Genomic DNA, 23,119 nt, shown 5'->3' with positions numbered 1-23,119 from the left:
AACTTGATACTCTTTAATAATCAGCCCGTTACCTTTACTGGTAGCGGGTTTTTTATGAGTGCTGATCGTCTGGGGTGTTTTGTCCGAGGAGGAGGGGCGCGGTGTTGAAAGACTATTAACCTGGGGTGCTGAGTTTCTGTAAATACCCCACCACATCCGGCGCACCCGCCAGACGCAGACCTTCGCCTAGGGCCGTTGCCTCAGCTGAATGTTTGGGTAGCAGAAGGAATTCCGGTGAGCCGGGGCCGCCGAGTTGTGAGAGGCGCGCGTAAGGCAGGCCGCTGTCTAGCAACAGGGCCATAAAAGCAGGCTCGCTCCAGGCGGCATTGGGCATTGCCAGTACGTGGTAGCGCTGCTGCAGGTTGTTCAGGCCTTGTTCGCTCAGGCGGTACTGGCTGAGCTCTGCGGGCAGGCTGACTTCCAGCTCGCGTCTACGGGCATAGGCAATGGCGCAGGCAAAGGCTTCGCTGTGATGCTCGCCAGCCCAGAATACTCGTTCACCGCGCCAACTGGCCTGGCGCAGGCTGATGCCTTCACCGGCCAGAAAGCGTGGTAACGCCAGGCTGATGGTTTTGACGAAATCCTTGTAGCTGATGATGCGAATCTGGCGACAGCTTTCGCTGGCAGCGAAGGCTTCGAAATTTTTCTGGTCAGCTTGTGGTGGGCTGCAGGTGGAGAGACCATCAATTAGGCGCAAGTCGTAGGTACTGAGCTGCTGCACCTGGGCCTCGACGACTCTAACCAGCATCGCGTGGGCTTGTGCTTTGTCTTCCTGGACCGGGCCGGATAGGGCGCTGCGTGGCAGGTCGATCAGGCGCTGTAACTGTGGGCCGTCTTGCCAGCAGATGCTTTCACGCAATTGGGGCAGCTGGCTAAAGGGCAGGCGCAGGTGACTGGCGCGTTCCAGTATCTGGCGTTGGCCACGGCCAATAAGACCTAGCCGTTGCGCCAAAGCACCAAGGCGTGAGCTGAGGGTGGAGGGCTGCTCAGACAGACTCATGGCCAGGTACGAACTCCAAAATCACCATTGCCAGTTTGGCAGAGCCCGTAAGGCACTGCACAGGCTTTATCGGCTGTTTGGGCAGGTTTTTTATGGCTGATATGCCAGGCCCGTTGAGTCGGCAGGCCGTTTGGGTTGCCATCAGGAAGCAAGGGTGGCCATTTTTTGCCGGGCATATGCGCGGCGTATGGCAAGATTGCTGCAATCAGTTGCAAAGGTGCCTCCATGCCCAGTCTGGTGTTTGATATTGCGTTATCGGCCGAGCGCTTGCGTGTTGTCTATCAAGGGCGTGCCAACCGGATATTAGTGCAAAGTCGTGATGGACGGAGTGTCAGTGTGCCGGCCCACCATTTTCGGCCCTTTCTGACCCATGACGGTGTTTATGGTTCCTTCGAGCTTGAGTTCAGCGTCAGCGGCGAGCTGCTAAGCCTACGCCGTTTAGGCTGACGCCGCTGTGCGCCTCGCCTATCAGGCGCGCAGCCGGCTATAATCGCGACCTTTGTAACTTTATCGAGCTAAGCCTGCCCATGTATACCCTGGCCCGCGAGCTGCTGTTCAAACTCTCCCCTGAAACCTCCCATGAACTGTCAATCGATCTTGTCGGTGCGGGCGGTCGTCTTGGCTTGAACGGTTTGCTGACCAAGAGCCCAGCCGCTCTGCCGGTCAAGGTGATGGGGTTGGAGTTCTCCAACCCAGTCGGCCTGGCAGCGGGTTTGGACAAGAACGGCGATGCCATCGATGGTTTTGCCCAACTGGGCTTTGGCTTTGTTGAAATCGGTACCGTGACGCCGCGCCCGCAGCCGGGTAATCCCAAGCCGCGCTTGTTTCGCTTGCCGGAGGCGGAGGCGATCATCAATCGCATGGGCTTCAACAACCACGGCGTTGACCACTTGCTGGCTCGCGTTCAGGCGGCCAAATACAAGGGTGTGCTGGGCATCAATATCGGCAAGAACTTCGATACTCCGGTCGAAAACGCCGTGGATGATTACCTGCTGTGCCTGGACAAGGTTTATCAGCACGCCAGTTACGTCACTGTTAACGTCAGCTCGCCCAACACCCCTGGGCTGCGCAGCCTGCAGTTTGGTGATTCGCTCAAGCAATTGCTTGAGGCCCTGCGCAAGCGTCAGGAAGATCTGGCTGCACAGTATGGCAAGCGTGTACCGCTGGCGATCAAGATTGCCCCGGACATGAGCGATGAGGAAACCATCGAAGTGGCCAATGCACTGGTTGAAGCTGGTATGGATGCGGTGATTGCCACCAACACCACGTTGGGTCGTGAAGGTGTGCATGGTCTTGAGTGTGCCGATGAGGCAGGTGGACTGTCCGGTGCGCCAGTGCGCGAGAAGAGCACACATATTGTTGAGGTGCTGGCGGGTGAGCTGAAAGGCCGTCTGCCTATCATCGCCGTGGGGGGGATTACCGAGGGTAAGCACGCGGCTGAGAAAATCGCCGCCGGCGCGAGCCTGGTACAGATCTACTCAGGCTTTATCTACAAGGGCCCGGCATTGATCCGTGAAGCGGTGGATGCAATCGCGGCGCTGCCGCACAAGGCCTGAAACTAAAAAGGGCTCCCTAAAGGAGCCCCTGGGCTCGCGCCCGCCGCTCGGATGGAGCGCGCATGGTGAGTCGGTAGGTTCCTGAATCAGCCGACAGCGTGGAGTTCGTTGAGTCGATGAATACCGGCGGTGCCGGTCATGCCGTCCCAGTTGTCACCGCGGCCTTCGCGCCAGCCGTTCAACCAGGCTTGGCGGACAGAGGGAAGGGTGAAGGGGCAGAGTTCGCGGGATTTACCATTGATGCCGTATTGATAGCCGCGCAAAAAAGCTCTTTCTAACGGATCACGCTTAAGTCTTCTCATAGGGTGTAGCCCTCAATGTTGACTGTTATGTCCCTTAGACCTTGTAGCAAGGTCAGGCAGAAATGATCTGCCTTGCGGAGTCCGCTGCCGGCGTCGCGAGCCTCCTTGCCAGCACCGTTGCAGTGCTGGCCTAGGTAGATTTCTAACGAATGCGTGGGGGCCTGTGAATGACCGTTTCGTCATAAGGCCGTAACCTTTTTGCTGGTCAGGCCATAAGCCGCCATGACCAACGCCCGGATTTTTTGCTGTAGCGCCTATGCTGTGGGCGTATGCGTCGGGTGTGCTGGTGTTTTGCTATCGCGAATGTATTGCGATTGAGACTGTTGTTTATTCCGACGAAGGGTCGCACAGCGACACTTTGTCACTTATTTTGGCCGTGCTGATTTGTCTGCGCGCCGTTGATTGCCTTAGGCACTGGAAACTCCCATGTCGGATCGTTACGAACTCTTCCTCACCTGCCCCAAGGGCCTTGAAGGCCTGCTGCTCGAAGAAGCCAGCGCGCTTGGGCTTGAAGAGGCGCGTGAGCACACCTCGGCCATTCGTGGCATGGCCGACATGGAAACCGCCTACCGCCTGTGCCTGTGGTCGCGTCTGGCCAACCGTGTGCTGTTGGTGCTCAAGCGCTACAGCGTGCAGGATGCTCAGAGCCTTTACGAAGGCGTACTCGAGGTTGACTGGTTCGAACACCTGGAGTCCAGCGGCAGTCTGGCGGTTGAGTTCAGCGGCAATGGCTCGGGCATCGATAACACCCATTTCGGCGCGCTGAAGGTCAAGGATGCCATCGTCGACAAGTTGCGCCTGAAAGACGGCACGCGACCATCGGTGGACAAGCTCAACCCGGACCTGCGCGTGCACCTGCGTCTGGATCGTGGCGAGGCGATTCTGTCTATCGACCTCTCCGGCCATAGCCTGCACCAGCGCGGTTACCGCTTGCAGCAGGGTGCCGCACCACTGAAGGAAAACCTCGCAGCCGCCGTATTGATCCGCGCCGGCTGGCCACGCATCGCTGCCGAGGGCGGTGCATTGGCCGACCCGATGTGCGGTGTAGGAACCTTCCTGGTCGAGGCGGCGATGATCGCCGCCGATATCGCGCCGAATATGACCCGTGAGCAATGGGGCTTCAGTAAATGGCTGGGCCACGTGCCGGCCTTGTGGAAGAAGGTGCACGCCGAGGCCGAAGAGCGTGCGGCAGCCGGCATGGCCAAGCCACCGCTGTGGATTCGCGGCTATGAAGCCGATCCACGGCTGATCCAGCCGGCGCGTAACAACATTGAGCGCGCTGGCATGGGCGACTGGGTCAAGGTCTACCAGGGTGAAGTGGCGACCTTCGAGCCGCGTCCGGACCAGAACCAGAAAGGCCTGGTTATCTGCAACCCACCCTACGGCGAGCGCCTGGGCGATGAAGCCAGCCTGCTGTATCTCTACCAGAACCTTGGCGAGCGTCTGCGTCAGGCTTGCATGGGTTGGGAGGCGGCGGTGTTTACCGGCGCGCCAGACCTGGGCAAACGCATGGGCATCCGCAGCCATAAGCAGTACGCCTTCTGGAACGGCGCGTTGCCGTGCAAGTTGCTGCTGATCAAGGTGCAGCCCGAGCAGTTCGTTACCGGTGAGCGGCGCACGCCCGAGCAGCGTGAACGCGAGCGGGAACAGGCTGAGGCCGATAAGGCGCCGCTTGAGCCGCAAGAGCGTCAGTACAACAAGAACGGCAATCCGATCAAACCCGCGCCTGCGCCGGTGGTCGAGCAGGCGCGCCTGAGTGAAGGCGGGCAGATGTTTGCCAACCGCCTGCAGAAGAACCTCAAGCAGCTGGGCAAGTGGGCGCGCAAGGAAGGCGTTGAGTGCTACCGGCTGTACGACGCCGATATGCCGGAATACTCCATGGCGGTGGATCTGTATGGCGATTGGGTGCATGTGCAGGAATACGCTGCGCCCAAGTCGATTGACCCTGAGAAAGCCAAAGCCCGTATGTTTGACGCCATCGCTGCGATTCCGCAGGCGCTGGGTGTCGACAAGAGCAAGGTGGTGATCAAGCGCCGTGAACGCCAGAGCGGCACCAAGCAGTACCAGCGTCAGGCGACCCAGGGGCAGTTCCTCGAAGTCAGCGAGGGCGGGGTGAAGTTGCTGGTCAACCTCACCGATTACCTGGACACCGGGTTGTTCCTCGATCACCGCCCGCTGCGCCTGCGTATTCAGAAAGAGGCCGCCGGTAAACGCTTCCTCAACCTGTTCTGCTACACCGCCACGGCCACTGTGCATGCGGCCAAGGGCGGCGCGCGTAGCACCACCAGTGTCGATCTGTCGAAGACCTATCTGGACTGGGCGCGGCGTAATCTGTCGCTCAATGGCTTCTCTGACAAGAACCGCCTGGAGCAGGGTGATGTGATGGCCTGGCTGGCCGAGGATCGTGGCGAATACGAGCTGATCTTTATCGATCCGCCGACCTTCTCCAACTCCAAACGCATGGAAGGCATCTTCGACGTGCAGCGCGACCATGTGCAGCTGCTCGACCTGGCCATGGCGCGCCTGGCCAAGGGTGGCGTCCTGTATTTCTCCAACAACTTTCGCAAGTTTGAGCTCGATGAGAGCCTGGCCGCGCGTTATCAGGTTGAAGAAATCAGCGCCTCGACCCTCGATCCGGACTTCGCCCGCAATGCAAAAATCCACCGTGCCTGGCGTTTCAGTCTGCGTGGTTGAGCTTTGCGCGCGCCTGTTGGTAGGCGTGCTGCATTAAGCCTTGTTTCGGATCAGCGCGCGCAAGGCGAAGCGGTTTGGATGGCAGGCTTGTGCCACATCAGCGGGCACCGGCAGCGGTTCGTCGTTGAGCCAGGCGGCGATCAGCTCGCCCGACAGCGGGGCGGTAATCAGCCCGCGTGAGCCGTGGCCGCTGTTGATATACAGGCCATCCAGCCAGGGGCATGGGGTATCCGGCACCTGGCGGGCATCCTTGCTTAGCACGCTATAAGCCTCTGCAAAGGCGATTGCGTCGGCCAGCGGGCCAACAATTGGCAGATAGTCCGGGCTGGTACAGCGAAACGCGGCGCGGCCCTGCAGGTGTTCGGGGTCGAGTGCCGCCGCATTCAGTGCGCTGGAAAGCTCAGGTGAGATGTCTTCCAGTAGCTGCAGATTGCTCGCGTGATCGGCGCTGTTCAGCGATAAGTCATCGCTGTTGAAGTCAAAACTCGCGCCTAAAGTGTGTTCATCCTGGCGTGCCGGCGCGACATAGCCTTCGGCGCATACCACGGTGTTCAAGGCGCGACTGGCTGCTGTGGCAGGCAAGCGACTGATCTGCCCGCGGATGCGTTTAAGCGGCAAGTCTGCGCTCTGGGTAAACCCCTTGATCTCGGCAGCACTGGCCAACACCGCCACACTGGCGCTGGCCAGCAGTTGTTCGCCATTCCAGGCCTGCCAGCGATCACCGTCACGGCGCAGCTCCAGCGCTTCCTGATGCAGTTGCAGCTGGATATTCGGCTGCTGACTCAGCAGGGCGCAGAGCGCCGGTGGATGCACCCAACCCGCATCGGGGTAGAACAAACCACCTGCTGGCAGTGGGATGCCTGCCTTGGCCTCGGCAGCGCTTTTGTTCAGGTTCGTTAGCAAGTCAGCCGGGAAGGCCGCTGCAAGTTGCGCTTGCCGCTGCGTTTCCTTGGCGTCGAAAGCCAGTTGCAGCACGCCGCAGTTATCCCAGTTAGCGCCTTTATCCAGTTGTTCCAGCAGCCGGCGGCTATGGCCATAGCCGCTGACGATCAGGCGTGACAGCGTGGTGTGATGGGCCGAGAGCTTGAGATACAGCACGCCTTGTGGGTTACCCGAGGCTTCCTGGGCGATGGCGGCGTGCCGCTCCAATAGCGTGACCTGCCAGCCGCGTTGGGCCAGGCTGGCGGCCGTGGCGCAACCGGCCAGGCCGGCGCCGATCACCAGTGCAGTACGGGTGCCAGCAGGTTGAGGTGGGCGGGCAAACCAGGGTTTTTCTGCCGCCTTCGGCTCGCCGATAAAACTGCCCTTGAGCACTTCCCACTTTTTGCCCAGGCCCGGCACGCGCTTCATCTTGAAGCCGGCATCATTCAGCCTGCGGCGCACATAACCGGTACTGGTAAAGGTGCCTATCGTGGTGCCGGCATGGGACAGCCTGGCCAGCTCGGCGAACAGCTCCGGCGTCCACATGTCCGGGTTTTTCGCCGGAGCAAAGCCATCGAGAAACCAGGCATCGACCTGAGCATCCAGTTGGCTGAATAGCGCCAGTGCATCGCCAATCAACAGGGTCAGGACGATACGTCCGCCGGCGAATACCAGGCGCTGAAAGCCCGGGTGCAGGGCCACATACTGCGCCAGCAGCTGTTCGGCGTAGGGTGCCAGCTCTGGCCATAAGGCCAGGGCACGCTGCAGGTCGGCCTTGCTCAGTGGGTATTTTTCCACGCTGACAAAGTGCAGGCGGGCCGCGCGTGCTGCGTGCTGCTCGAACAGTTGCCAGGCACAGAGAAAGTTCAGCCCGGTGCCGAAGCCGGTTTCACCGATCACCAGTTGCTGATCGGCCGTCAGCGCGGCAAAGCGTTCCGGCAGTTGGTTGTTGGCGAGAAACACATAGCGGGTTTCCGCCAGCGCGTTCTCGTTGGAGAAATACACATCGGCGAACTGACTGGACAGCGGTTGGCCCTGCTCATCCCAGTCGAGGCTGGCGTGCTGGGTGGGGGCTTCTGGAGTGGGCATGCTGGGCTCGGTCAGGGGTAGTCGATGGCGACGATGTACCAGGTCTTCTCACCGGTTGGCGTCTGTACTCGCACTTCGGCGTCCAGGCTCTTCCCCACCAGGGCGCGGGCTAGGGGGGAGTCGATGCTGATCAGATTGTTTTTCAGATCCAGCTCATCCGGGCCGACGATGCGGTAGCGCGCTTCAACCCCATCTTCGTCTTCCAGGGTGACCCAGGCGCTGAAATAGACCTTGTCCGGATCGCTGGGGCGGCTGCTGACGACTTTGAGGTTTTCCAGGCGCTTGGTCAAAAAGCGTACGCGGCTGTCGATTTCGCGCAGCATCTTCTTGCCGTAGGTGTATTCGGCGTTCTCCGAGCGATCGCCCTGGGCGGCGGCTTCACTGACCGACTGGGTAACCTGGGGGCGGCGTACATGCCAGAGCTCATGCAGCTCGGCACGCATGCGCGCCTCGCCCTCGGGGGTGATCAAGGGCGTGCCGGCAGAGCGGGGTGGGCGATAACGGCTCATGGTTCAGCTTGCTGAGGGTGGTGCGCGAGTTTATCAGCCCTCGCGCAGTACCGTCAGCGGGCTGATATTCAGGGCGCGGCGGGTGCCGAGAACACCTGCTGTGCCCACCAGCAGTGCGCCAATCAGCGGCAGCAGAAGCAGCCAGGGATGCGGTTGCCAGACTAGGTCAAAGGCAAAGCGATAAAGCAGAAAGCTGATCAGCTCACAACCAAAGGCCGCCAGCAGGCCGCTGGCTGCGCCAAGCAGACCGAATTCGGCGCGACGCGCTTTGATCAGCAGTTTGCGTTCAGCCCCCAGGGCACGCAGCAGTGCACCCTGACGGATACGTTCATCAAGGGTGGATTGCAGCCCGGCGAACAGCACGGCAAGGCCCGCAGCCAGCACGAAGAGCAGAACAAACTCGATGGCCAGGGTGACCTGGGCGAGGATGCTGCGCAGTTGCGCGAGCAAGGCTTCGACCTGCAGCAGGGTCACGGCCGGGAAGGCGCGTGATAGCTCAACCAGTTGCTGCTCCTGCTTGGGTGGCAGGTAGAAGCTGGTCAGGTAGGTGACCGGCAGATCCTGCAGGGTGCCGGGCTGGAAGATCATGTAGAAGTTCGGTTGAAAGTTATTCCAGTCCACTTCACGCAGGCTGCTGACCACCGCATCGCGGTTAAGGCCGCCAACGCTGAAGCTCAGGCGGTCACCGAGTTTCAGTTTCAGGCTTTCGGCCAGTTCGGATTCCACCGATACGCCCGGCAATTCGCTGCTGCTGGTATCCGTCCACCAGCTACCAGCAATAAGGTTGTTATCCGCGGGCAGGTCCGCAGCCCAGGTCAGGCTCAGGTCACGGCGAATTGCCCGTTCACCCTGAGATTCCTTGCTGACAATCTGCCGCACCGGTTCGCCATTGATCATCACCAGGCGCCCGGGTACCACGGGGAACAGTGGCGCGGGATGTGGTGATAGTTCATTAAGGCGAGCGGCGAAGGCGTCCTTGTCTGCTGGCAGGATATTCAGGGCGAAGTGATTGGGCGCATTTTCGGGTAGCTGATCCTGCCAGGTGTCGAGCAGTTCGCCACGCAGCAGGGCGATCAGCGCCATGGCCAGGATGATCAGTCCAAATGCCAGTGACTGCCCGGCAGCGGCCAGTGGATGACGCAGCAATTGGCCGAGCCCCAAGCGCCAGGGCAGCGATGCGCCGGCCAGCAGGCGACGCAGGCTTTGCAGGCCGAGCAGCAACAGGCCTCCGAGCAACAATGCAGTGACCAGACCACCACCGAGCAGGGCAAAGGTCAGCTGTAGATCGAGGCTCAAGCGCCACATGATCAGGCCCAACGCCAACAGTGCTGCGCCATATACCAGCCAGGAACTGGCCGGCACCGGCAGTAGATCGCGACGCAATACTCGCAGCGGCGGCACGCGGCCCAGTGCCGCCAGCGGCGGCAAGGCAAAGCCGGCGAGAGCGACCAGTCCTGTAGCCATGCCGGCCAGCGCTGGCCACAGACTGCCAGGTGGAATCTGTGCCGGCAGCAGGTCTTGTAGCAGATTGAACAATGCCAGTTGCGCCAGCCAGCCGAGCAGTGCGCCGATCAGGCTGGCGGTAATGCCTAGCAGCACCAGTTGCAGGCTGAACAGGCCGAGCGCCTGATTGCGTGATAATCCCAGGCAGCGCAGCAGTGCGCTGGCATCAAAACGGCGAGCGGCAAAGCGCGCCGCCGACAACGCCACGGCAACGCCAGCGAGCAGCACGGCGGCCAGGCTGGCGAGGTTTAAATAGCGTTCGGCACGGCCCAGGGCGCTGCCGACCTGACGGTTGCCGTCTTTGGCATCTTCCAGGCGCTGGTTAGGCGCGAGCGTCGGAGTGATGTTCTGACGATACTGAGCCAGAGCATCTGCTTCGCCGCGCCACAGCTCCTGATAGCGCACGCGGCTGCCTGGTTGCACCACACCGGTGGCGGCGAGGTCATCCAGGTGCATTAGCAGGTGTGGGGTCAGGCTGTAAAAGTCACCGGCTTCATCTGGCAGAAAGGTCAGTACGCGGGTCAGTCGCAGGGTTTTGGCGCCGACCTCAACGCTGTCGCCGGGTTTGAGGTTGAGGGCGACAAACAGACGGGCCTCGGCCCAGGCTTCGCCGGGCTGTGGGCCATTACCAGTCTGTTCAACGTCATACAGCTCGGCGGCGCTCTTCAGCTCGCCGCGCAACGGGTAAGCGCTGTCCGCTGCTTTGATACTGGCCAGTTGAATGCCGGCATCGCTGGCCACGACGCTGGAGAATTCGACCAGCTGCGCGTGTTCCAATCCCAGCTGTTTACCTGTGTTGATCTGCTCGGGTGCGCTGGGCGAACTGCCGGTCAGGCGCAGGTCGGCGGCGAGAAATTCGGTGGCGCGCAGCAGCATGCCGTCGTTCAGGCGTGCGCTGAAATATCCGATGGCCGTGCTGGCAGCGACCGCGATCAGCAGCGCAAAAAACAGCACGCGCAACTCGCCCGCGCGGGCATCACGCAGCAACTGACGGCTTGCCAGGGAGAGCAGGCGGGTAAACGGCAGCTGTTTCATCAGGGTTCCACGTGGTCGACCAGGTGGCCGCCTTCCAGGCGGATAAGGCGTTGGCAGCGGTGCGCCAGGCGCTCGTCATGGGTGACCAGTACCAGGGTCGCGCCGCGCTCCTGGTTCAGTTCGAACAGCAGATCGCTGATGCGCTCGCCGGTATGACTGTCGAGGTTGCCGGTGGGCTCGTCGGCAAACAGCACAGCAGGTTCGGCAGCAAAGGCTCGGGCTATCGCCACACGCTGTTGTTCGCCACCGGAGAGCTGACGTGGGTAGTGAGTCAGGCGTTGCCCAAGGCCGACGCGCTCGAGCAGGGCGCTGGCGCGCTGGCGGGCATCGGCGTGGCCTTCTAGCTCAAGTGGCAGCATGACGTTTTCCAGGGCGTTCAGGCTGTCGAGCAACTGGAAAGACTGAAAGACGAAACCGACGTGCTCGGCGCGCACGCGCGCGCGCTGATCTTCATCGAGACAGGCCAGGTTGTTGCCGGCCAGTACCACGCTGCCGCTACTGGGCAGGTCGAGCCCGGCCAGCAGGCCGAGCAGGGTGGATTTGCCCGAGCCGGAGCTGCCAACAATCGCCAGGCTGGCACCGGAAACCAGCTCCAGCGACAGATCATGGAGTATGGTGAGTTCGCCTTCCGTGCTGGGGACCACTTTGCTAAGGTTTCGCGCGGTGAGAATACTTGAGCTCATGGAGAATCCAATGCGTGCGTGGTTGATCGGTACTGCCCTGAGCCTACTGCTGTGGGGGCCGGCGGCGTTCGCGGGTACCGTACTGGTCGTCGGCGATAGTATCAGCGCGGCTTTTGGCCTGGATACCCGCCAGGGCTGGGTCGCCTTGTTGGAAAAACGTCTGGCCGAGGAGGGTTTTGACCATCAGGTGGTCAATGCTTCGATCAGTGGCGATACCAGTGCAGGCGGTGCCGCACGGCTGCCTGCGCTGCTTGCAGAGCACCAGCCAGAGCTGGTGATTATCGAGCTGGGTGGTAACGATGGCCTGCGTGGTCAGCCCCCTGCGCAATTGCAACAAAACCTTGCGGCCATGGTGCAGGCATCGCAGCAGAAGGGGGCCAAGGTGCTGCTCCTTGGCATGCAGCTACCGCCTAATTATGGCGTGCGCTATACCACGGCGTTCGCTGAGGTGTTCCCCAAAGTGGCGCAGGCGCATGATGCCGCCCTGGTGCCTTTCGTGCTGGAGGGCGTCGGTGGCGTGCCTTCGCTGATGCAGAACGATGGCATTCACCCCACGGCCGAGGCGCAGCCCAAACTCTTGGAAAACGTCTGGCCGACCCTGAAACCTTTGCTCTGACAGGCTTTTCTGTAACGTGCCTTTCGGCTAATGTGGCGGCCTCGCACTGGAGCCCTCAATGCCGCGTCCTGCCTGGTCTTTGCACGCCTATCAACTGATCGAGCCTGACGAGCAGCTTGACCTGTTCGCTTGCCGTGAAGTGCGTGTGCACCTGCTGGCGCGACAGCTTGAATTGGGCGAGTTCGCAGACCGCACGCTTTGTGGTGGATTGTTGCCTGCGCAGCCGGTGTGGCGCGATCTGGATAAGGTCATGTTGCGTGATAAACGCCTGTGTCCGGCCTGCAAGACCATATTCGAGGCGCAGAAGCGCGGTGAGCGTCAGGCATTGCCGGGGCGCTGAGCTTTCCAAGCGACTGATCAATCGGTGTACAATCGCCACTCACTTTTACCAACCATTTTCGTCAGGAATTACCGGATGTTGTCGCGTGCCTTTGCCGTCACCCGCTGCCTGCCACTCGCTGCTGTCTTCGCGGTAGCGTCTGCCAATGCCCTTGAGCTGCCATTGCCACCGCCGGGTGACGATGTGGTTGGCGAGATTCGGGTAGTCAAGGCCAAGTATGAAGACACCTTCGCTGACTTGGGCGTGGCCAATGATCTGGGTTATCTGGAAATGGTTGTGGCCAATCCGGGTGTTGATCCATGGCTGCCGGGCGAAGGCACCGAGATCATCCTGCCGACTCGTTACATCCTGCCGCCGGGCCCGCGCGAGGGCATCGTGATCAACCTCGCCGAATACCGCATGTATTACTACCCGAAAGGCCGCAATGTGGTTTACACCTACCCGCTGGGTATTGGTCGTGAGGGTTGGAGTTCGCCGGTTGCCAACGCGCGTATTACCGCCAAGACGCCGAATCCGGGCTGGTCCCCGCCCAAGTCGATTCGTGAAGAACATGCTGCTGATGGTGATCCATTGCCAGCCTACGTGCCGCCAGGCCCTGACAACCCGCTGGGTCCGTACAAGATGGGCCTATCGGTACCGGGTTATCTGATTCACGGCTCGAACAAGAAGTTTGGTATTGGTATGCGCGTCAGCCATGGCTGCTTCCGTATGCTCAACCACAACGTCTTGAAGCTGGCGTCGATGGTGTCTGTGGGCACATCGGTGCGCATCATCAACGAGCCTTACAAGTTTGGTCGCAGTGGCGGCAAGGTTTATCTGGAAGCGCATGCTCCGCTGGATGATTCTGATGCAGGTGCTTCGGTTGTCGACAAGCACACTGCGGTGATCAATGCGCTGCTGAAAAACGATGCATTCGCCGATCTGCGCCTGGATTGGGAAATGCTGCGTGAGGTAGTTGCAGCCGAAGATGGCCTGCCGGTCGAGATTGCTCAGCCTGATCAGGCGGTGGTCGTCAGCGAGCCTGCTATCTAAGTATCTGCTGCATTTAACAAGACCCGCTATGCGTTATCGCTGGCGGGTTTTTTATTGCCCGCCGAATTGCAGGCAATAAAAAAGCCGACCCAGAAACTGGGTCGGCTTGTCATAGCCTTGTGAGCTATTACTTGCGGCTGGCTTTTTCCAGCATACGCAGAGCGCGCTCGTTGGCTTCGTCAGCAGTTTGCTGAGCCTTCTGAGCAGCAGCCAGAGCGTCATCAGCCTTACGGTAGGCTTCGTCGGCACGGGCTTGAGCGCGAGCAGCTGCATCTTCAGTTGCAGTCAGACGAGCTTCAGTTTCTTTGGAGATGCTGCTGCAACCGGTAGCCAGAACTGCGGCCAATGCCAGAGCAGAGAATTTCAGAACGTTGTTCATCGTGTTCCCCTTGAGGTGGAGTTTTTCCATAAAAGCAATTTCCTGATGGTAGGAAATTAGCCGGCGTACATACTACCTGTAACTTGTAGTAAGTAAACGGAGGCAAGGCAAGGCGCAAAGGTTTTTTTCTGTTTACTGCGAAATCGCCCTGTTATTGGGCATATTTTGGTTAAAAAACAATCAGTTCTATGGTGTGTGGCAGTTCTTTGCGCAGCCTTTTCGGCTGTAATTGTTGAATTGATTGTTGAACGCTCAAGGCAAGCAGGCGTCTCTATGTCTCCATGTACGATCAGAGGCTGTTGCCGGAGTGGTTTGGTCAATCCGCCGTGAGGGATGTTTGTGCAAGGTCGCACTTATGCCGTCTAAGTCATTGATTCACGTGACCTCAGCGGTTTGGGCCTGATAAGCTCCTGATTATTGCCTACAACTTAATAGAGGCAGGGTGCGTTGGCCCCTAGTACGGCACGAGCCGATAGCGGGTTGCGCAAGTTAGACAGAGGAGTTGCGATGAGCGAGGCGTTGTCCATTCACCATGACCTGACGGGTCATCAATTCGAAACCACAGTGGATGGTGATCGGGCGTACTTGGCTTATATGGATCTGGGCAAGCAGACCCTGGATATCTACCGTACCTTTGTACCCAACTCGCTGCGTGGGCGCGGCATTGCCGCAGCCTTGACCGAGCATGCGCTGCAATATGCCGAGCGTCTGGGCTACACGGTCATTCCTTCGTGCTCCTATGTTGAGCGTTATATGGTGCGTCGCCAGCGGCAGTCAGGTAAGAACTGAAGAATCTTCACGCATAAAAAAGGCCAGTCAGTGACTGGCCTTTTTTATGCGTCTGAAATACCCGGGTTGTTTTCAGGTCTTGGCGATCAGGTTGCCGGCATGCAGGCCACATTCTTTTTGTGTGGCTTCCTCCCACCACCAACGGCCTTCGCGTTCGTGCTGGTTTGGTAGAACCGGACGAGTGCAGGGCTCGCAACCGATGCTTATAAAACCGCTCTCATGCAGGCTGTTGTAAGGCAGCTCAAGCATGCGGATATAGGCCCAGATTTCTTCACTGCTCATTTGTGCGAGCGGGTTAAATTTGTACAGGGTGTTCTGTGCTGTAGAAAAGGCGCTGTCGATTTCCACCACAGCCACCTGGCTGCGTGTGCCGGGGCTCTGGTCACGACGTTGGCCGGTGGCCCAGGCTTTTACCGTGGAGAGCTTGCGGCGTAGCGGGGCGGTCTTGCGAATGCCGCAGCATTCGCCGTGGCCATCCTTGTAGAAGCTGAACAGGCCCTTTTCCTTGACCAGGGCCTCCAATGCAGCCGCCTCTGGTGACAGTACGTCGATACTGATGCCGTAGTGCTCGCGTACCTGATCGATAAATCGGTAGGTCTGCGGATGCAGGCGGCCGGTGTCGAGGCTGAAAACCTTGACGTTCTTGTTGAGCTTCCAGGCCATGTCGACCAGCACCACATCTTCTGCGCCGCTGAAGGACAGCCACAGCTCATCGCCAAAGTGTTCGAAGGCGAGTTTGAGAATGTCCTGGGGCGACTTGTTGGCGTAGCTCGCCGCCAGCTCGGCTGCGTCGAAGGGGTGGCTCATCGGGCTGAATTCCTAGTTATGGTGACGTCGGGCGTCTTGTGCGGCGATGGTAGCAAAAGCCGGTTATGCGGCTAAATAACCAAGTGCCGTAGTGGGCCTGTGATTTGGGTATAAGGCTCTGCGTTGCAGAGCTCTGGGGGAGTCGCTAGAGTGCCGCCTTCTCAAATAAATCCAAGCTAGGAGTGTCCTGTGGAAATCGCGTGTCTCGACCTGGAAGGCGTGTTGGTCCCGGAAATCTGGATCGCCTTCGCGGAAAAAACTGGCATCGAATCGCTGAAAGCGACCACCCGGGATATTCCGGATTATGACGTGCTGATGAAGCAGCGCTTGCGCATCCTGGATGAGCACGGCCTGAAGCTGTCCGATATTCAGGAAGTCATTGCCACGCTCAAACCACTGGACGGGGCGGTGGAGTTTGTTGATTGGCTGCGCGAGCGTTTTCAGGTGGTGATTCTTTCCGACACCTTCTATGAGTTCTCCCAGCCGCTGATGCGTCAGCTGGGTTTCCCCACGTTGCTGTGCCACAAGCTGATCACCGATGAAACCGATCGTGTGGTGGATTACCAGCTGCGCCAGAAGGACCCCAAGCGTCAGTCGGTGATTGCTTTCAAGAGCCTTTACTACCGCGTGATTGCGGCGGGCGACTCATACAACGACACCACCATGCTCAGCGAAGCCCATGCCGGTATCCTGTTCCATGCGCCGGACAATGTGATTCGCGAATTCCCGCAATTCCCGGCGGTGCACACCTATGAAGACCTCAAGCGCGAGTTCCTCAAGGCGTCCAACCGCCCATTGAGCCTGTAATAGGCCCGGTATTGAAAAAGCCCGCATTCGCGGGCTTTTTTGTCGGTGTTTTCAGGTGCAGAACTGTTCCAGTGTTTCCAGTAGCACCCTGACCTTGGTGATGGATTCCTGGTATTCAGCCGGGCCATTGGAGTCGGCGACGATGCCGCCTCCACCCCAGCAACTGATCTGTCCATCCTTTGCCAGCAGGCTGCGGATGGCGATCGAACTGTCCATTTCGCCACGCACATCCAGGTACAGCAACGAGCCGCAGTACAGTGCGCGGCGGGTCGGCTCCAGCTCGTCGATGATCTGCATGGCGCGAATCTTTGGTGCCCCGGTGATCGAGCCGCCAGGGAAACTGCCGGCGATCAGGTCCAGGGCATCCTTGTCGGCCGCCAGCTCGCCGGTTACGGCGCTGACCAGGTGATGCACATTGGGGTAGGTCTCTAAGGCGAAGAGTTCCGGCACCCGTACCGAACCCAGGCGGCAACTGCGCCCCAGATCATTGCGCAGCAGGTCAACAATCATAAGGTTCTCTGCGCGATCCTTGCGGCTGCCCAGCAGCGCGTCGGCCTGGGCCCGATCCTGCTGCGGGTCGGTATGCCGTGGGCGGGTGCCCTTGATCGGCCGGGTTTCCACCTGGCCTGCGCTGATACGCAGAAAACGCTCGGGTGACAGGCTGATGATGGCGCCGCCTTGCGGCAGTGCCTGATAGCCGGAAAAAGGCGTTGGGCAGGCCTGGCGCAAGGCCTGATAAGCCGTCCAGGGTGAGCCTTGATAGGGCGCCCGAAAGCGTTGGGCGAAATTCACCTGATAGCAGTCGCCGGCCTGGATATAAGCCTGGATACGCGCGAAGCACTGCTGGTACTCGGCTTCACTGATGTCTGAGCGGAACGGTTCAAGCAACTGGAAGGCCTGGGATGAGGGGGCTATCGGTGTGCTAAACAGTTCGCTCAGGCGCTGCCGCTCGCTCGCGGCCAGGCTGGGGTGGAACATCAGCTGGCTGCACTGCTGCTGGTGGTCAGTGATCAGGGCCCAGGCGTACAGGCCAAAGCGCGCATCTGCCAGGTCAAGGTCATCGACGGCCTGGGCTGGAAGCTGTTCCAGACGCCGCCCGAAGTCGTAACTCAGGTAGCCAATCAAGCCGCCGACGAACGGAAGCGGATTATCCGCCGGGGGTTGGCATGCTCCGAGGCTGGCAAGGCTCTGGCGCAGGCGTTGCAGGAAAGCGTTGGCCGTTTCGTCAGGCGTCGGTGCCAGCTCTGCCAATGGCCAGGCGCTGATAAGGTCATAGCGTCCACGCTGCGCGGTCGGGCGCCCGGCATCCAGCAGCACCGCGCCGGGTGCTTGCATGACGCTGTTGAAGTAATGCGAAGGGTCTGCGTGGTAAGGCAGAGCCTGTACAAGGCAAGTAGGCATATGACAGGTTCAAGGTGCGCGGACACCGATTGTAGAACGTCGCCAACATTCATCCTAGAGCTTGCGCGTGGGTTTACTCGGGATGCTTGGGCTCATTAGTATGGGTAGGTCCCCGGATGTTCGATGTGACTCATAAAACAATAATTACTACGGGATCAAGGCCATGGATGAAGTAATGGATCCTGCCGCTGGGAGCCTCTTGCGTGCCAAGCTGATGCCCCCTCAGGCGTCAGCTGATTATCTGCTCAGACCACAGCTGGAGTCGGCCCTGTGTGCCAACCCCCATGCGCGGGTATTGCTGCTGGCCGCTCCGGCAGGCTTTGGCAAAACCAGCGCACTGGTTGCGCTGGCCCAGGCGCGGGCGCAGAGCGGTCAGGCCGTGGCCTGGCTTTCGCTTGGCCCAGGCGACGATGAACCGTCGCGTTTTCTGCTGCAACTAATCGAAGCGCTGGCGGGCCTGCTGCCGGGTTTTGGCAGTGAAGCCCTGGCCTATCTGCAGAACACCATGCGGGTGCCGGTTTCTGCGGTCATGGAAAGCCTGTTGGTGGACCTGGCGCAGCTGGACACTCCGCTGTTGCTGGTGCTTGATGACCTGCACCTGATTCAGGATGCCGAGCTGCTTGGTGCCCTCAACCGCCTGATCAAATTCGCCCCCGAAGGTTTTACCCTGGCCATCGGCAGCCGTTCGCAACCGGCGCTTAACCTGGCCACCTTGCGCGCCAAGGACCTGCTGGTGGAGATCGGCGAGCAGGAGTTGCGCCTGAGCAAGGCGGAAACCCGCGATTACCTGCAGCGCTGTGGCCTGCAACTGGATGCGGTGGCGTTTTCCGCTCTGTATAGCCAGACCGAAGGCTGGATGGTGGGCGTGCACCTGGCCAGCCTCTGGTTGCGTCATCAGCCTCAGGCTGCAGCACAGATTGCCGATATGGGCACCGATCAGGCCGCGGTGGGCGCATACCTGCTGCGCAGTGTGTTTGAGCAATTGCCCGCCGATAAGCAGGAGCTGTTGCTGGCCCTCGGGGTGGCGCAGCAGCTTAGTGGCGATCTGGCCAATGCGCTGACTGGGCGGCATGACGGCCAGCATCTGCTGGAAGAGCTGGAGGCCATGCAGCTGTTCCTCCTGCCGCTGGACCGCGAGCGTCAGTGGTACCGCTTCCACAACCTGTTTGCCGAGTTTCTGCGCGGTCGCCTGAAAGAGCGTGACCCGGAACGTTTCAAACAACTGCATTTCAACGCAAGCCTGTGGTTCACCAATCACCATATGCAGAACTTGGCCATCGAACATGCCTGCCTGGCGGAAGACCCGGAAATGCTCGCGGCACTGGTCGATGGTTGCGGCCTGGAGCTTATCAACCGTGGGCAGCTCAACCTGATCTACAAATGGCGTCAGCATGTGCCGGATGAGATTGCCGAGCGCTTTCCGGTGCTGGTGCTGGCGGATGTCTGGACCCGTGCGGCCGAACTGGGTCTGGTCGAAGCCAACCGCATGCTTGATGAGCTGCTTGAGCGCTGGGGGGAGGCCAAGGTCAGCGGGCCGCTGAGCGACAAGCTGCTGGCGACCCTGGCGATCAAGTCGGTTATCGCCTTGCAGAAAGATGACTTGCAGACCTGCATTGCTCTGGCGCGGCGCGTCGAAGTGCAGCTGGGTCAGCACACGGCCTTTCTTGAGGTGGCGATGCTGATTGTCGGTGCATTGGCCAATGTGATGATTGGTCAACCGGATCAGGCCAAGCGCTTGCTGGCCCTGGCGCAACAGCGCAACCACTTTCTCGAAGGGCGTTATCTGGATATGCAGCTGGCCAACGTCGAGGTGCTGCTGAGTCTGGAGCAGGGGCAAATCCGTCAGGCCGAACTGCTTTTCGCGCAATTGCGCGCGCGGGTTATCCCCTGGTTCGCCGATCGCTCCCGTGCGCTGGCGCTGCCGACCATTACCGAGGCCCTGATTGCTTACAACCAGGGCCGTCTTGATGGCATTGAAGAGCGCCTGCGCTGGGCGTTGGCCACGGTCGACGTGATCAACCCGATCGATCTCTATGCTCAGGGCATGTTGTGCATGGCCCACGTACAACGCATGCAGGACAACCCCAAGGATGCCTACGCCAGTCTGGTGCTGATGCAGAACCTCGCCGCGCGTAATCAGTCATGGCGCTTCTACGCCCAGGCGGTGGCCGATGAGGTGGTGCAGATTCTTCAGGAGCCAGCGGCTGACCGTCTCAAACGCGCCGAACAACGCCTCAAGACGGTGGACTGGCACAAGCTGGCCGAGCATTACCAGCACATGCGTTTCAACCCGGTGCTGTGGGTGCGTGGCCTGACCCGTATTCGGTTGCAGCAGGCGCGCGGGCATTACAGCGAAGCGCTGCATGAAATCACTCAGCTGCGCGGCATGCTGCTGGATAACTGGCATGGCTTGCAGCGTTTGCGTCTCGATCTGTTGGCTGCGCTGAGTTACCAGCGCCTGGGTTATCAGGAGCGTGCGCAAAGCCTGTTGGTGCAATGCCTGATCGGTGCCGAGCGCGAAGGTGTGCGCAGCCTGTTTGTCGAGGAGGGCGAAGCCATTCGCCTGTTGCTGCAGCAACTGGAGGCCGCCGAACGCCAGCCAGCGCTGCAAGGGTTTATCCGCAGCCTGCTGGCCATCTGGCCAGGTAACAGCGCACGACAATCGCTGGAAGTGCTTGAGGAAGGGCTGACCGAACGCGAGCGCGAAGTGGTCTGCCTGGCGGCTCAGGGTATGTCCAATGATGAGATCGGCCGGCAGCTGTCACTGGCGCTGGGGACGGTCAAATGGCACCTGCACAACATCTACGAAAAGCTCAAGGTGCGTAACCGCACACAAGCCATCCGCCGCGCCCGTGAACTGAGTCTTCTGGATCTATGAACAGCCAATCATCGCCCTGTCAAGGCACGTTGCCGTTACTGCGCACCAAACTGTTTCCCGCCGATTCGGCTGGACGCCCCATGCTGGCCCGCTCGGCGTTGCTTGATCGGTTATTCGAGGCCCGCCAGCAGCGGCTGATTCTGCTCAGCGCGCCAGCGGGTTTTGGCAAAAGCACGGTGCTCAGCCAGTTCCGTCTGCGCTTGCTGGAGAGTGGTGCGCGGGTGGCCTGGCTGTCCTGTGATGAGGCTGACAGTGAGCCACAACGCCTGCTGCATTATCTGATCGCGGCCATCGAGGCACAGTTGCCAGGTTTTGGGGCCAGTACTGCGCGGCTGTTGCGCGATGATTTGAGTGTGCCCAACGAGGTGCTGCTGGATTCCTTTATTGCTGATCTGAAGAAGGTGCAGGGTGATCTGTACCTGATCTTCGATGACTTCCACCGCGTGCGGCATGTCGACCTGGGGCCGCTGATCAATTACTTCGTCAAACAGGTGCCGGCCAATGTGCGGATGATCGGCAGCACTCGTCATCAACCGCGCTTTCTGGGAGAGGTGCCGGCCAATGTGCCCTGGGCGCTGTGGGTCAAGGCGGATGAATTGCGCCTGACCCGGACGGAGACCGAGGCGTATTTTCGTGAGTTGAAGCAGATACAGCTGAGCAGTGCCGAACTGGACCTGTTACATCGGCGCACCGAAGGCTGGGTCACGGCGCTGCATCTGGTGGCGTTGGCGCTGGCCCGGCAGCCTGAACGCAGTGCTTTTCTCACGAAACTGTCTGGCACCGAGCGCAATATTGCCGATTACCTGGCCGAGGACGTGCTGGATCATCTGCCTCAGGAGCAGCAGCTGTTTCTTGATCAGACTTCGGTGCTGGATGAATTCAATGCCGAGCTGTGCAATGCCCTGACGGGGCGTAGCGATGGTGCGCAGATGTTGCGTCGGTTGCAGGCCGCACAGCTGTTCATCATTGCCCTGGATGAGCAGGGTGAGTGGTTTCGCTACCACCACCTGTTTGCCGAGTTTCTTCAGGGCCGGCTTAGCCGCAATGGCGACCCCACGCATTTGCTGCATGCCGCTGCGCGCTGGTGCGAGAGCCATGAGCTGGCAGACAAGTCGGTCAAATACGCCCTGCGCGCGCGTGATTACAGTTTTGCCGCCGAATTGCTGGAGCGGCAGGGCGCGAGCTTGATTGCCAGCAATCAGGTGTACGGCATTTTGGCGGTGCTCAAGGATGTGCCAGCAGAGGTGATCTGTGAGCATCCGGTGTTCCAGATTTTCTATGCCTGGCAGCTGGCCTTCGAGCAGAAATACGCCGAGGCTGAGGCGCTGATCGAAGAGGTCAGTACACGGTTGATGCAAGGGCGTGGCAAACCGATGCACTTCGGGCTGGCAGTGTTGTTGGCGGTGGCTCAGGTGCTCAAGGCGCTGGTGCTGCTGTATCAGGACAAGCTGGAGGCTGCGCTGAAGGTTGCCCGTCATTGGCTGGCCTTGGTGCCAGATAATCAGCCAATCTTTCGCGCCAGCCTGTCGTGCATCCAGGCAGCTGCGTACGCTTTGCTTGGCGAGTTTGGTGATGCGGCCAAATCGATTGCCGTGGCGCGTGACAACCTGCAGCAGGCTGACAGCGAATACCTGCATGCGGTAGTCAGTCTGATCGAGTCACTGATTTGCAAGGAAATGGGCCAGCCTGAGCGCGGCCGTGTACTGGCCGAAAGTGCACGGGCGCGGGTCGAGCAGGTGTTTGGTCGGCGCAGCCGGGTCGGCGGGCCGTTGGCGCTGGCCTATGCCGATCTGCTTTATGAACAGGATCGGCATGCGGCGATTCTTGCCGAGTTGCCATTGGCCACGACCTGGCGTGATGTGGCGACCCCGGTTGAGCTGATCAGCCGCGGCAAGCTGGTAATGGCCAAGGCGCGGTTCTTTGCCGGTGAGGGCGAGTCGGCGCTGGCGGAGCTGGATGAGTGGCTGGCCGGTTTACACGGTCCTGGCTACGAGCGCGTCTACGCTCTGGGCATGAGCTGCAAGGTGCAGTTCCTGCTCTGGTTACGTCGGCCGAATGAGGCTGAACGCACTTGTCTGCAGCTGCAGCGCCACCTGGCTGTACTGCCTGCGGGGCGCTACGCCGATGCAGAAACCGTACAGGCACTCTCTGAAGCGCGTCTGGCGCTGACCGAGCGGCGCGCTGACAAGGCGCAAACGGTGCTTGAGGCCAGCCTGGCCAAACAGACGGCTGAACATCAGCGCGATCGGCGCCTACGTCTGGCTCTGTTACTTTCTGTGGCGTATTGGCGCAAAGGTAACAGCGACAAAGCCTTCACCCTGTTCAAACAGACCCTGGAGGATGCTTGGGGCAGTGGTTACCGACGCATCTTCCTGGATGACGCGCTGTGGTTGCTACCGCTCTGGGACGCCTGGCACGCGGCTGAGCCCAAGCGCGCGGGGGCCTGGCAGGGGCTGGCTGAGCAGTTGCGTGAGCAATGCCGCCGGTTGTCTATCGATCTTGAAACTTTCGATGAAAATCAAGATGTTAGCCATAGGGAGCGAGAGATTCTGCGGTTTGTCGCCGCCGGGTTGTCGAATCGCGATATTGCCCAGGCGGTGCACCTGTCTGAGGCAACCATCAAATGGCACCTGCATAACCTGTTTGCCAAGTTGGGGGTGCGTAGCCGTACTCAAGCCGTATTGAAGGGCAAAAGTCTGGGGTTGTTGAGCGAGGCCTGAGAAATGTTGGGGTGTTGGTGGCGGTAATCGGCGCTCCATCCCTTGGATGGGCTGGCAG

General features: G+C 60.1%; 20 protein-coding genes. 10 read left to right on the top strand and 10 right to left on the bottom strand.

Translation table 11 applies throughout. The annotated features are described in order from the left end of the window. Window positions 1-115: 115 nt before the first annotated feature. Window positions 116-1,000, bottom strand: coding sequence for a DUF6685 family protein (locus tag IOD17_RS11150; RefSeq protein ID WP_233685159.1), 885 nt, complete (start codon window positions 998-1,000; stop codon window positions 116-118). Beyond that, a complete protein-coding gene (locus IOD17_RS11145) occupies window positions 997-1,215 on the bottom strand; it encodes a hypothetical protein (RefSeq protein WP_233685158.1) in 219 nt (72 codons plus the stop codon). The genes IOD17_RS11150 and IOD17_RS11145 overlap by 4 nt, the downstream gene beginning before the upstream one ends. A 10-nt stretch (window positions 1,216-1,225) precedes the next feature. Here IOD17_RS11145 and IOD17_RS11140 point away from each other — a divergent pair, with 10 nt between their 5' ends. Together IOD17_RS11140 and IOD17_RS11135 are read left to right on the top strand one after the other, a co-directional pair. Next, window positions 1,226-1,447 (top strand): DUF2835 domain-containing protein, encoded by a 222-nt coding sequence (locus IOD17_RS11140; RefSeq protein ID WP_233685157.1) that lies wholly within the window; start codon window positions 1,226-1,228, stop codon window positions 1,445-1,447. 80 nt (window positions 1,448-1,527) lie between these two features. Next, the gene (locus tag IOD17_RS11135) at window positions 1,528-2,556 is read left to right on the top strand and encodes a quinone-dependent dihydroorotate dehydrogenase (protein WP_233685156.1); all 1,029 of its coding nucleotides are present in this window, start codon (window positions 1,528-1,530) and stop codon (window positions 2,554-2,556) included. 86 nt (window positions 2,557-2,642) lie between these two features. Here IOD17_RS11135 and rmf read toward each other — a convergent pair whose 3' ends face one another. Further along, window positions 2,643-2,858, bottom strand: coding sequence for a ribosome modulation factor (rmf, locus tag IOD17_RS11130; RefSeq protein ID WP_233685155.1), 216 nt, complete (start codon window positions 2,856-2,858; stop codon window positions 2,643-2,645). 426 nt (window positions 2,859-3,284) lie between these two features. Here rmf and rlmKL point away from each other — a divergent pair, with 426 nt between their 5' ends. Further along, window positions 3,285-5,552: a bifunctional 23S rRNA (guanine(2069)-N(7))-methyltransferase RlmK/23S rRNA (guanine(2445)-N(2))-methyltransferase RlmL gene (gene rlmKL / locus IOD17_RS11125; RefSeq protein ID WP_233685154.1), complete on the top strand. Its 2,268-nt coding sequence runs from the start codon at window positions 3,285-3,287 to the stop codon at window positions 5,550-5,552. 33 nt (window positions 5,553-5,585) lie between these two features. Here rlmKL and mnmC read toward each other — a convergent pair whose 3' ends face one another. From mnmC to IOD17_RS11105, 4 genes are read right to left on the bottom strand one after another with little or no spacing between them, the layout of a single operon-like run. Further along, entirely contained in the window at window positions 5,586-7,562 is a 1,977-nt protein-coding gene (gene mnmC, locus IOD17_RS11120; RefSeq protein WP_233685153.1) for a bifunctional tRNA (5-methylaminomethyl-2-thiouridine)(34)-methyltransferase MnmD/FAD-dependent 5-carboxymethylaminomethyl-2-thiouridine(34) oxidoreductase MnmC, read from the bottom strand. An 11-nt stretch (window positions 7,563-7,573) separates the two neighbouring features. Then, window positions 7,574-8,071, bottom strand: a complete 498-nt coding sequence (greB, locus tag IOD17_RS11115; RefSeq protein ID WP_160015412.1) for a transcription elongation factor GreB — start codon at window positions 8,069-8,071, stop codon at window positions 7,574-7,576. A gap of 33 nt (window positions 8,072-8,104) precedes the next feature. Continuing rightward, the gene (locus IOD17_RS11110) at window positions 8,105-10,609 is read right to left on the bottom strand and encodes an ABC transporter permease (RefSeq protein WP_233685152.1); all 2,505 of its coding nucleotides are present in this window, start codon (window positions 10,607-10,609) and stop codon (window positions 8,105-8,107) included. Continuing rightward, the gene (locus IOD17_RS11105) at window positions 10,609-11,292 is read right to left on the bottom strand and encodes an ABC transporter ATP-binding protein (RefSeq protein WP_233685151.1); all 684 of its coding nucleotides are present in this window, start codon (window positions 11,290-11,292) and stop codon (window positions 10,609-10,611) included. The genes IOD17_RS11110 and IOD17_RS11105 overlap by 1 nt, the downstream gene beginning before the upstream one ends. 10 nt (window positions 11,293-11,302) lie before the next feature. On the opposite strand from IOD17_RS11105, the gene IOD17_RS11100 reads away from it, so the two are divergent. From IOD17_RS11100 to IOD17_RS11090, 3 genes are all read left to right on the top strand, one after another. Next, window positions 11,303-11,908: an arylesterase gene (locus IOD17_RS11100; RefSeq protein ID WP_233685150.1), complete on the top strand. Its 606-nt coding sequence runs from the start codon at window positions 11,303-11,305 to the stop codon at window positions 11,906-11,908. Between the two features lie 58 nt (window positions 11,909-11,966). Next, window positions 11,967-12,248 (top strand): hypothetical protein, encoded by a 282-nt coding sequence (locus IOD17_RS11095; protein WP_233685149.1) that lies wholly within the window; start codon window positions 11,967-11,969, stop codon window positions 12,246-12,248. Window positions 12,249-12,323: 75 nt separating this feature from the next. Further along, entirely contained in the window at window positions 12,324-13,280 is a 957-nt protein-coding gene (locus tag IOD17_RS11090) for a L,D-transpeptidase family protein (RefSeq protein WP_233685148.1), read from the top strand. A gap of 127 nt (window positions 13,281-13,407) precedes the next feature. Here the strand turns inward: IOD17_RS11090 and oprI are convergent, their stop codons facing one another. After that, window positions 13,408-13,659, bottom strand: a complete 252-nt coding sequence (gene oprI / locus IOD17_RS11085; protein WP_108488222.1) for an outer membrane lipoprotei OprI — start codon at window positions 13,657-13,659, stop codon at window positions 13,408-13,410. A 507-nt stretch (window positions 13,660-14,166) separates the two neighbouring features. Here oprI and IOD17_RS11080 point away from each other — a divergent pair. Beyond that, on the top strand, window positions 14,167-14,448 hold the full coding sequence (locus IOD17_RS11080; RefSeq protein WP_233685147.1) for a GNAT family N-acetyltransferase: 282 nt from the start codon (window positions 14,167-14,169) through the stop codon (window positions 14,446-14,448). Between the two features lie 72 nt (window positions 14,449-14,520). On the opposite strand, the gene IOD17_RS11075 is transcribed toward IOD17_RS11080, so the two are convergent. Continuing rightward, entirely contained in the window at window positions 14,521-15,255 is a 735-nt protein-coding gene (locus tag IOD17_RS11075) for a phosphoadenylyl-sulfate reductase (RefSeq protein ID WP_233685146.1), read from the bottom strand. Between the two features lie 189 nt (window positions 15,256-15,444). On the opposite strand from IOD17_RS11075, the gene thrH reads away from it, so the two are divergent. Further along, entirely contained in the window at window positions 15,445-16,062 is a 618-nt protein-coding gene (gene thrH, locus IOD17_RS11070) for a bifunctional phosphoserine phosphatase/homoserine phosphotransferase ThrH (protein WP_233685145.1), read from the top strand. A gap of 51 nt (window positions 16,063-16,113) precedes the next feature. Here thrH and pabB read toward each other — a convergent pair whose 3' ends face one another. Next, window positions 16,114-17,463: an aminodeoxychorismate synthase component I gene (gene pabB / locus IOD17_RS11065; RefSeq protein ID WP_233685144.1), complete on the bottom strand. Its 1,350-nt coding sequence runs from the start codon at window positions 17,461-17,463 to the stop codon at window positions 16,114-16,116. Between the two features lie 163 nt (window positions 17,464-17,626). Here pabB and IOD17_RS11060 point away from each other — a divergent pair, with 163 nt between their 5' ends. Together IOD17_RS11060 and IOD17_RS11055 are read left to right on the top strand one after the other, a co-directional pair. Continuing rightward, window positions 17,627-20,341: a LuxR C-terminal-related transcriptional regulator gene (locus tag IOD17_RS11060; RefSeq protein WP_233685143.1), complete on the top strand. Its 2,715-nt coding sequence runs from the start codon at window positions 17,627-17,629 to the stop codon at window positions 20,339-20,341. Further along, on the top strand, window positions 20,338-23,061 hold the full coding sequence (locus IOD17_RS11055; protein ID WP_233685142.1) for a LuxR C-terminal-related transcriptional regulator: 2,724 nt from the start codon (window positions 20,338-20,340) through the stop codon (window positions 23,059-23,061). Before IOD17_RS11060 ends, IOD17_RS11055 begins: the two co-directional genes overlap by 4 nt. The last annotated feature ends 58 nt before the right edge of the window (window positions 23,062-23,119 follow it).

Origin of the sequence: Pseudomonas anguilliseptica (assembly GCF_021375795.1) — a bacterium.
Taxonomy (GTDB): Bacteria; Pseudomonadota; Gammaproteobacteria; order Pseudomonadales; family Pseudomonadaceae; genus Aquipseudomonas; species Aquipseudomonas anguilliseptica_A.
This window is presented reverse-complemented; position numbering and strand designations above follow the sequence as displayed.

Coding starts and splice junctions, on each gene's coding strand:
- IOD17_RS11105 (WP_233685151.1), bottom strand. CDS start 11,292: ATGAGCTCAAGTATTCTCACCGCGCGAAACCTTAGCAAAGTGGTCCCC.
- rlmKL (WP_233685154.1), top strand. CDS start 3,285: ATGTCGGATCGTTACGAACTCTTCCTCACCTGCCCCAAGGGCCTTGAA.
- IOD17_RS11150 (WP_233685159.1), bottom strand. CDS start 1,000: ATGAGTCTGTCTGAGCAGCCCTCCACCCTCAGCTCACGCCTTGGTGCT.
- IOD17_RS11060 (WP_233685143.1), top strand. CDS start 17,627: ATGGATGAAGTAATGGATCCTGCCGCTGGGAGCCTCTTGCGTGCCAAG.
- IOD17_RS11140 (WP_233685157.1), top strand. CDS start 1,226: ATGCCCAGTCTGGTGTTTGATATTGCGTTATCGGCCGAGCGCTTGCGT.
- IOD17_RS11095 (WP_233685149.1), top strand. CDS start 11,967: ATGCCGCGTCCTGCCTGGTCTTTGCACGCCTATCAACTGATCGAGCCT.
- mnmC (WP_233685153.1), bottom strand. CDS start 7,562: ATGCCCACTCCAGAAGCCCCCACCCAGCACGCCAGCCTCGACTGGGAT.
- IOD17_RS11110 (WP_233685152.1), bottom strand. CDS start 10,609: ATGAAACAGCTGCCGTTTACCCGCCTGCTCTCCCTGGCAAGCCGTCAG.
- rmf (WP_233685155.1), bottom strand. CDS start 2,858: ATGAGAAGACTTAAGCGTGATCCGTTAGAAAGAGCTTTTTTGCGCGGC.
- IOD17_RS11135 (WP_233685156.1), top strand. CDS start 1,528: ATGTATACCCTGGCCCGCGAGCTGCTGTTCAAACTCTCCCCTGAAACC.
- IOD17_RS11080 (WP_233685147.1), top strand. CDS start 14,167: ATGAGCGAGGCGTTGTCCATTCACCATGACCTGACGGGTCATCAATTC.
- oprI (WP_108488222.1), bottom strand. CDS start 13,659: ATGAACAACGTTCTGAAATTCTCTGCTCTGGCATTGGCCGCAGTTCTG.
- greB (WP_160015412.1), bottom strand. CDS start 8,071: ATGAGCCGTTATCGCCCACCCCGCTCTGCCGGCACGCCCTTGATCACC.
- pabB (WP_233685144.1), bottom strand. CDS start 17,463: ATGCCTACTTGCCTTGTACAGGCTCTGCCTTACCACGCAGACCCTTCG.
- IOD17_RS11100 (WP_233685150.1), top strand. CDS start 11,303: ATGCGTGCGTGGTTGATCGGTACTGCCCTGAGCCTACTGCTGTGGGGG.
- IOD17_RS11090 (WP_233685148.1), top strand. CDS start 12,324: ATGTTGTCGCGTGCCTTTGCCGTCACCCGCTGCCTGCCACTCGCTGCT.
- IOD17_RS11055 (WP_233685142.1), top strand. CDS start 20,338: ATGAACAGCCAATCATCGCCCTGTCAAGGCACGTTGCCGTTACTGCGC.
- IOD17_RS11075 (WP_233685146.1), bottom strand. CDS start 15,255: ATGAGCCACCCCTTCGACGCAGCCGAGCTGGCGGCGAGCTACGCCAAC.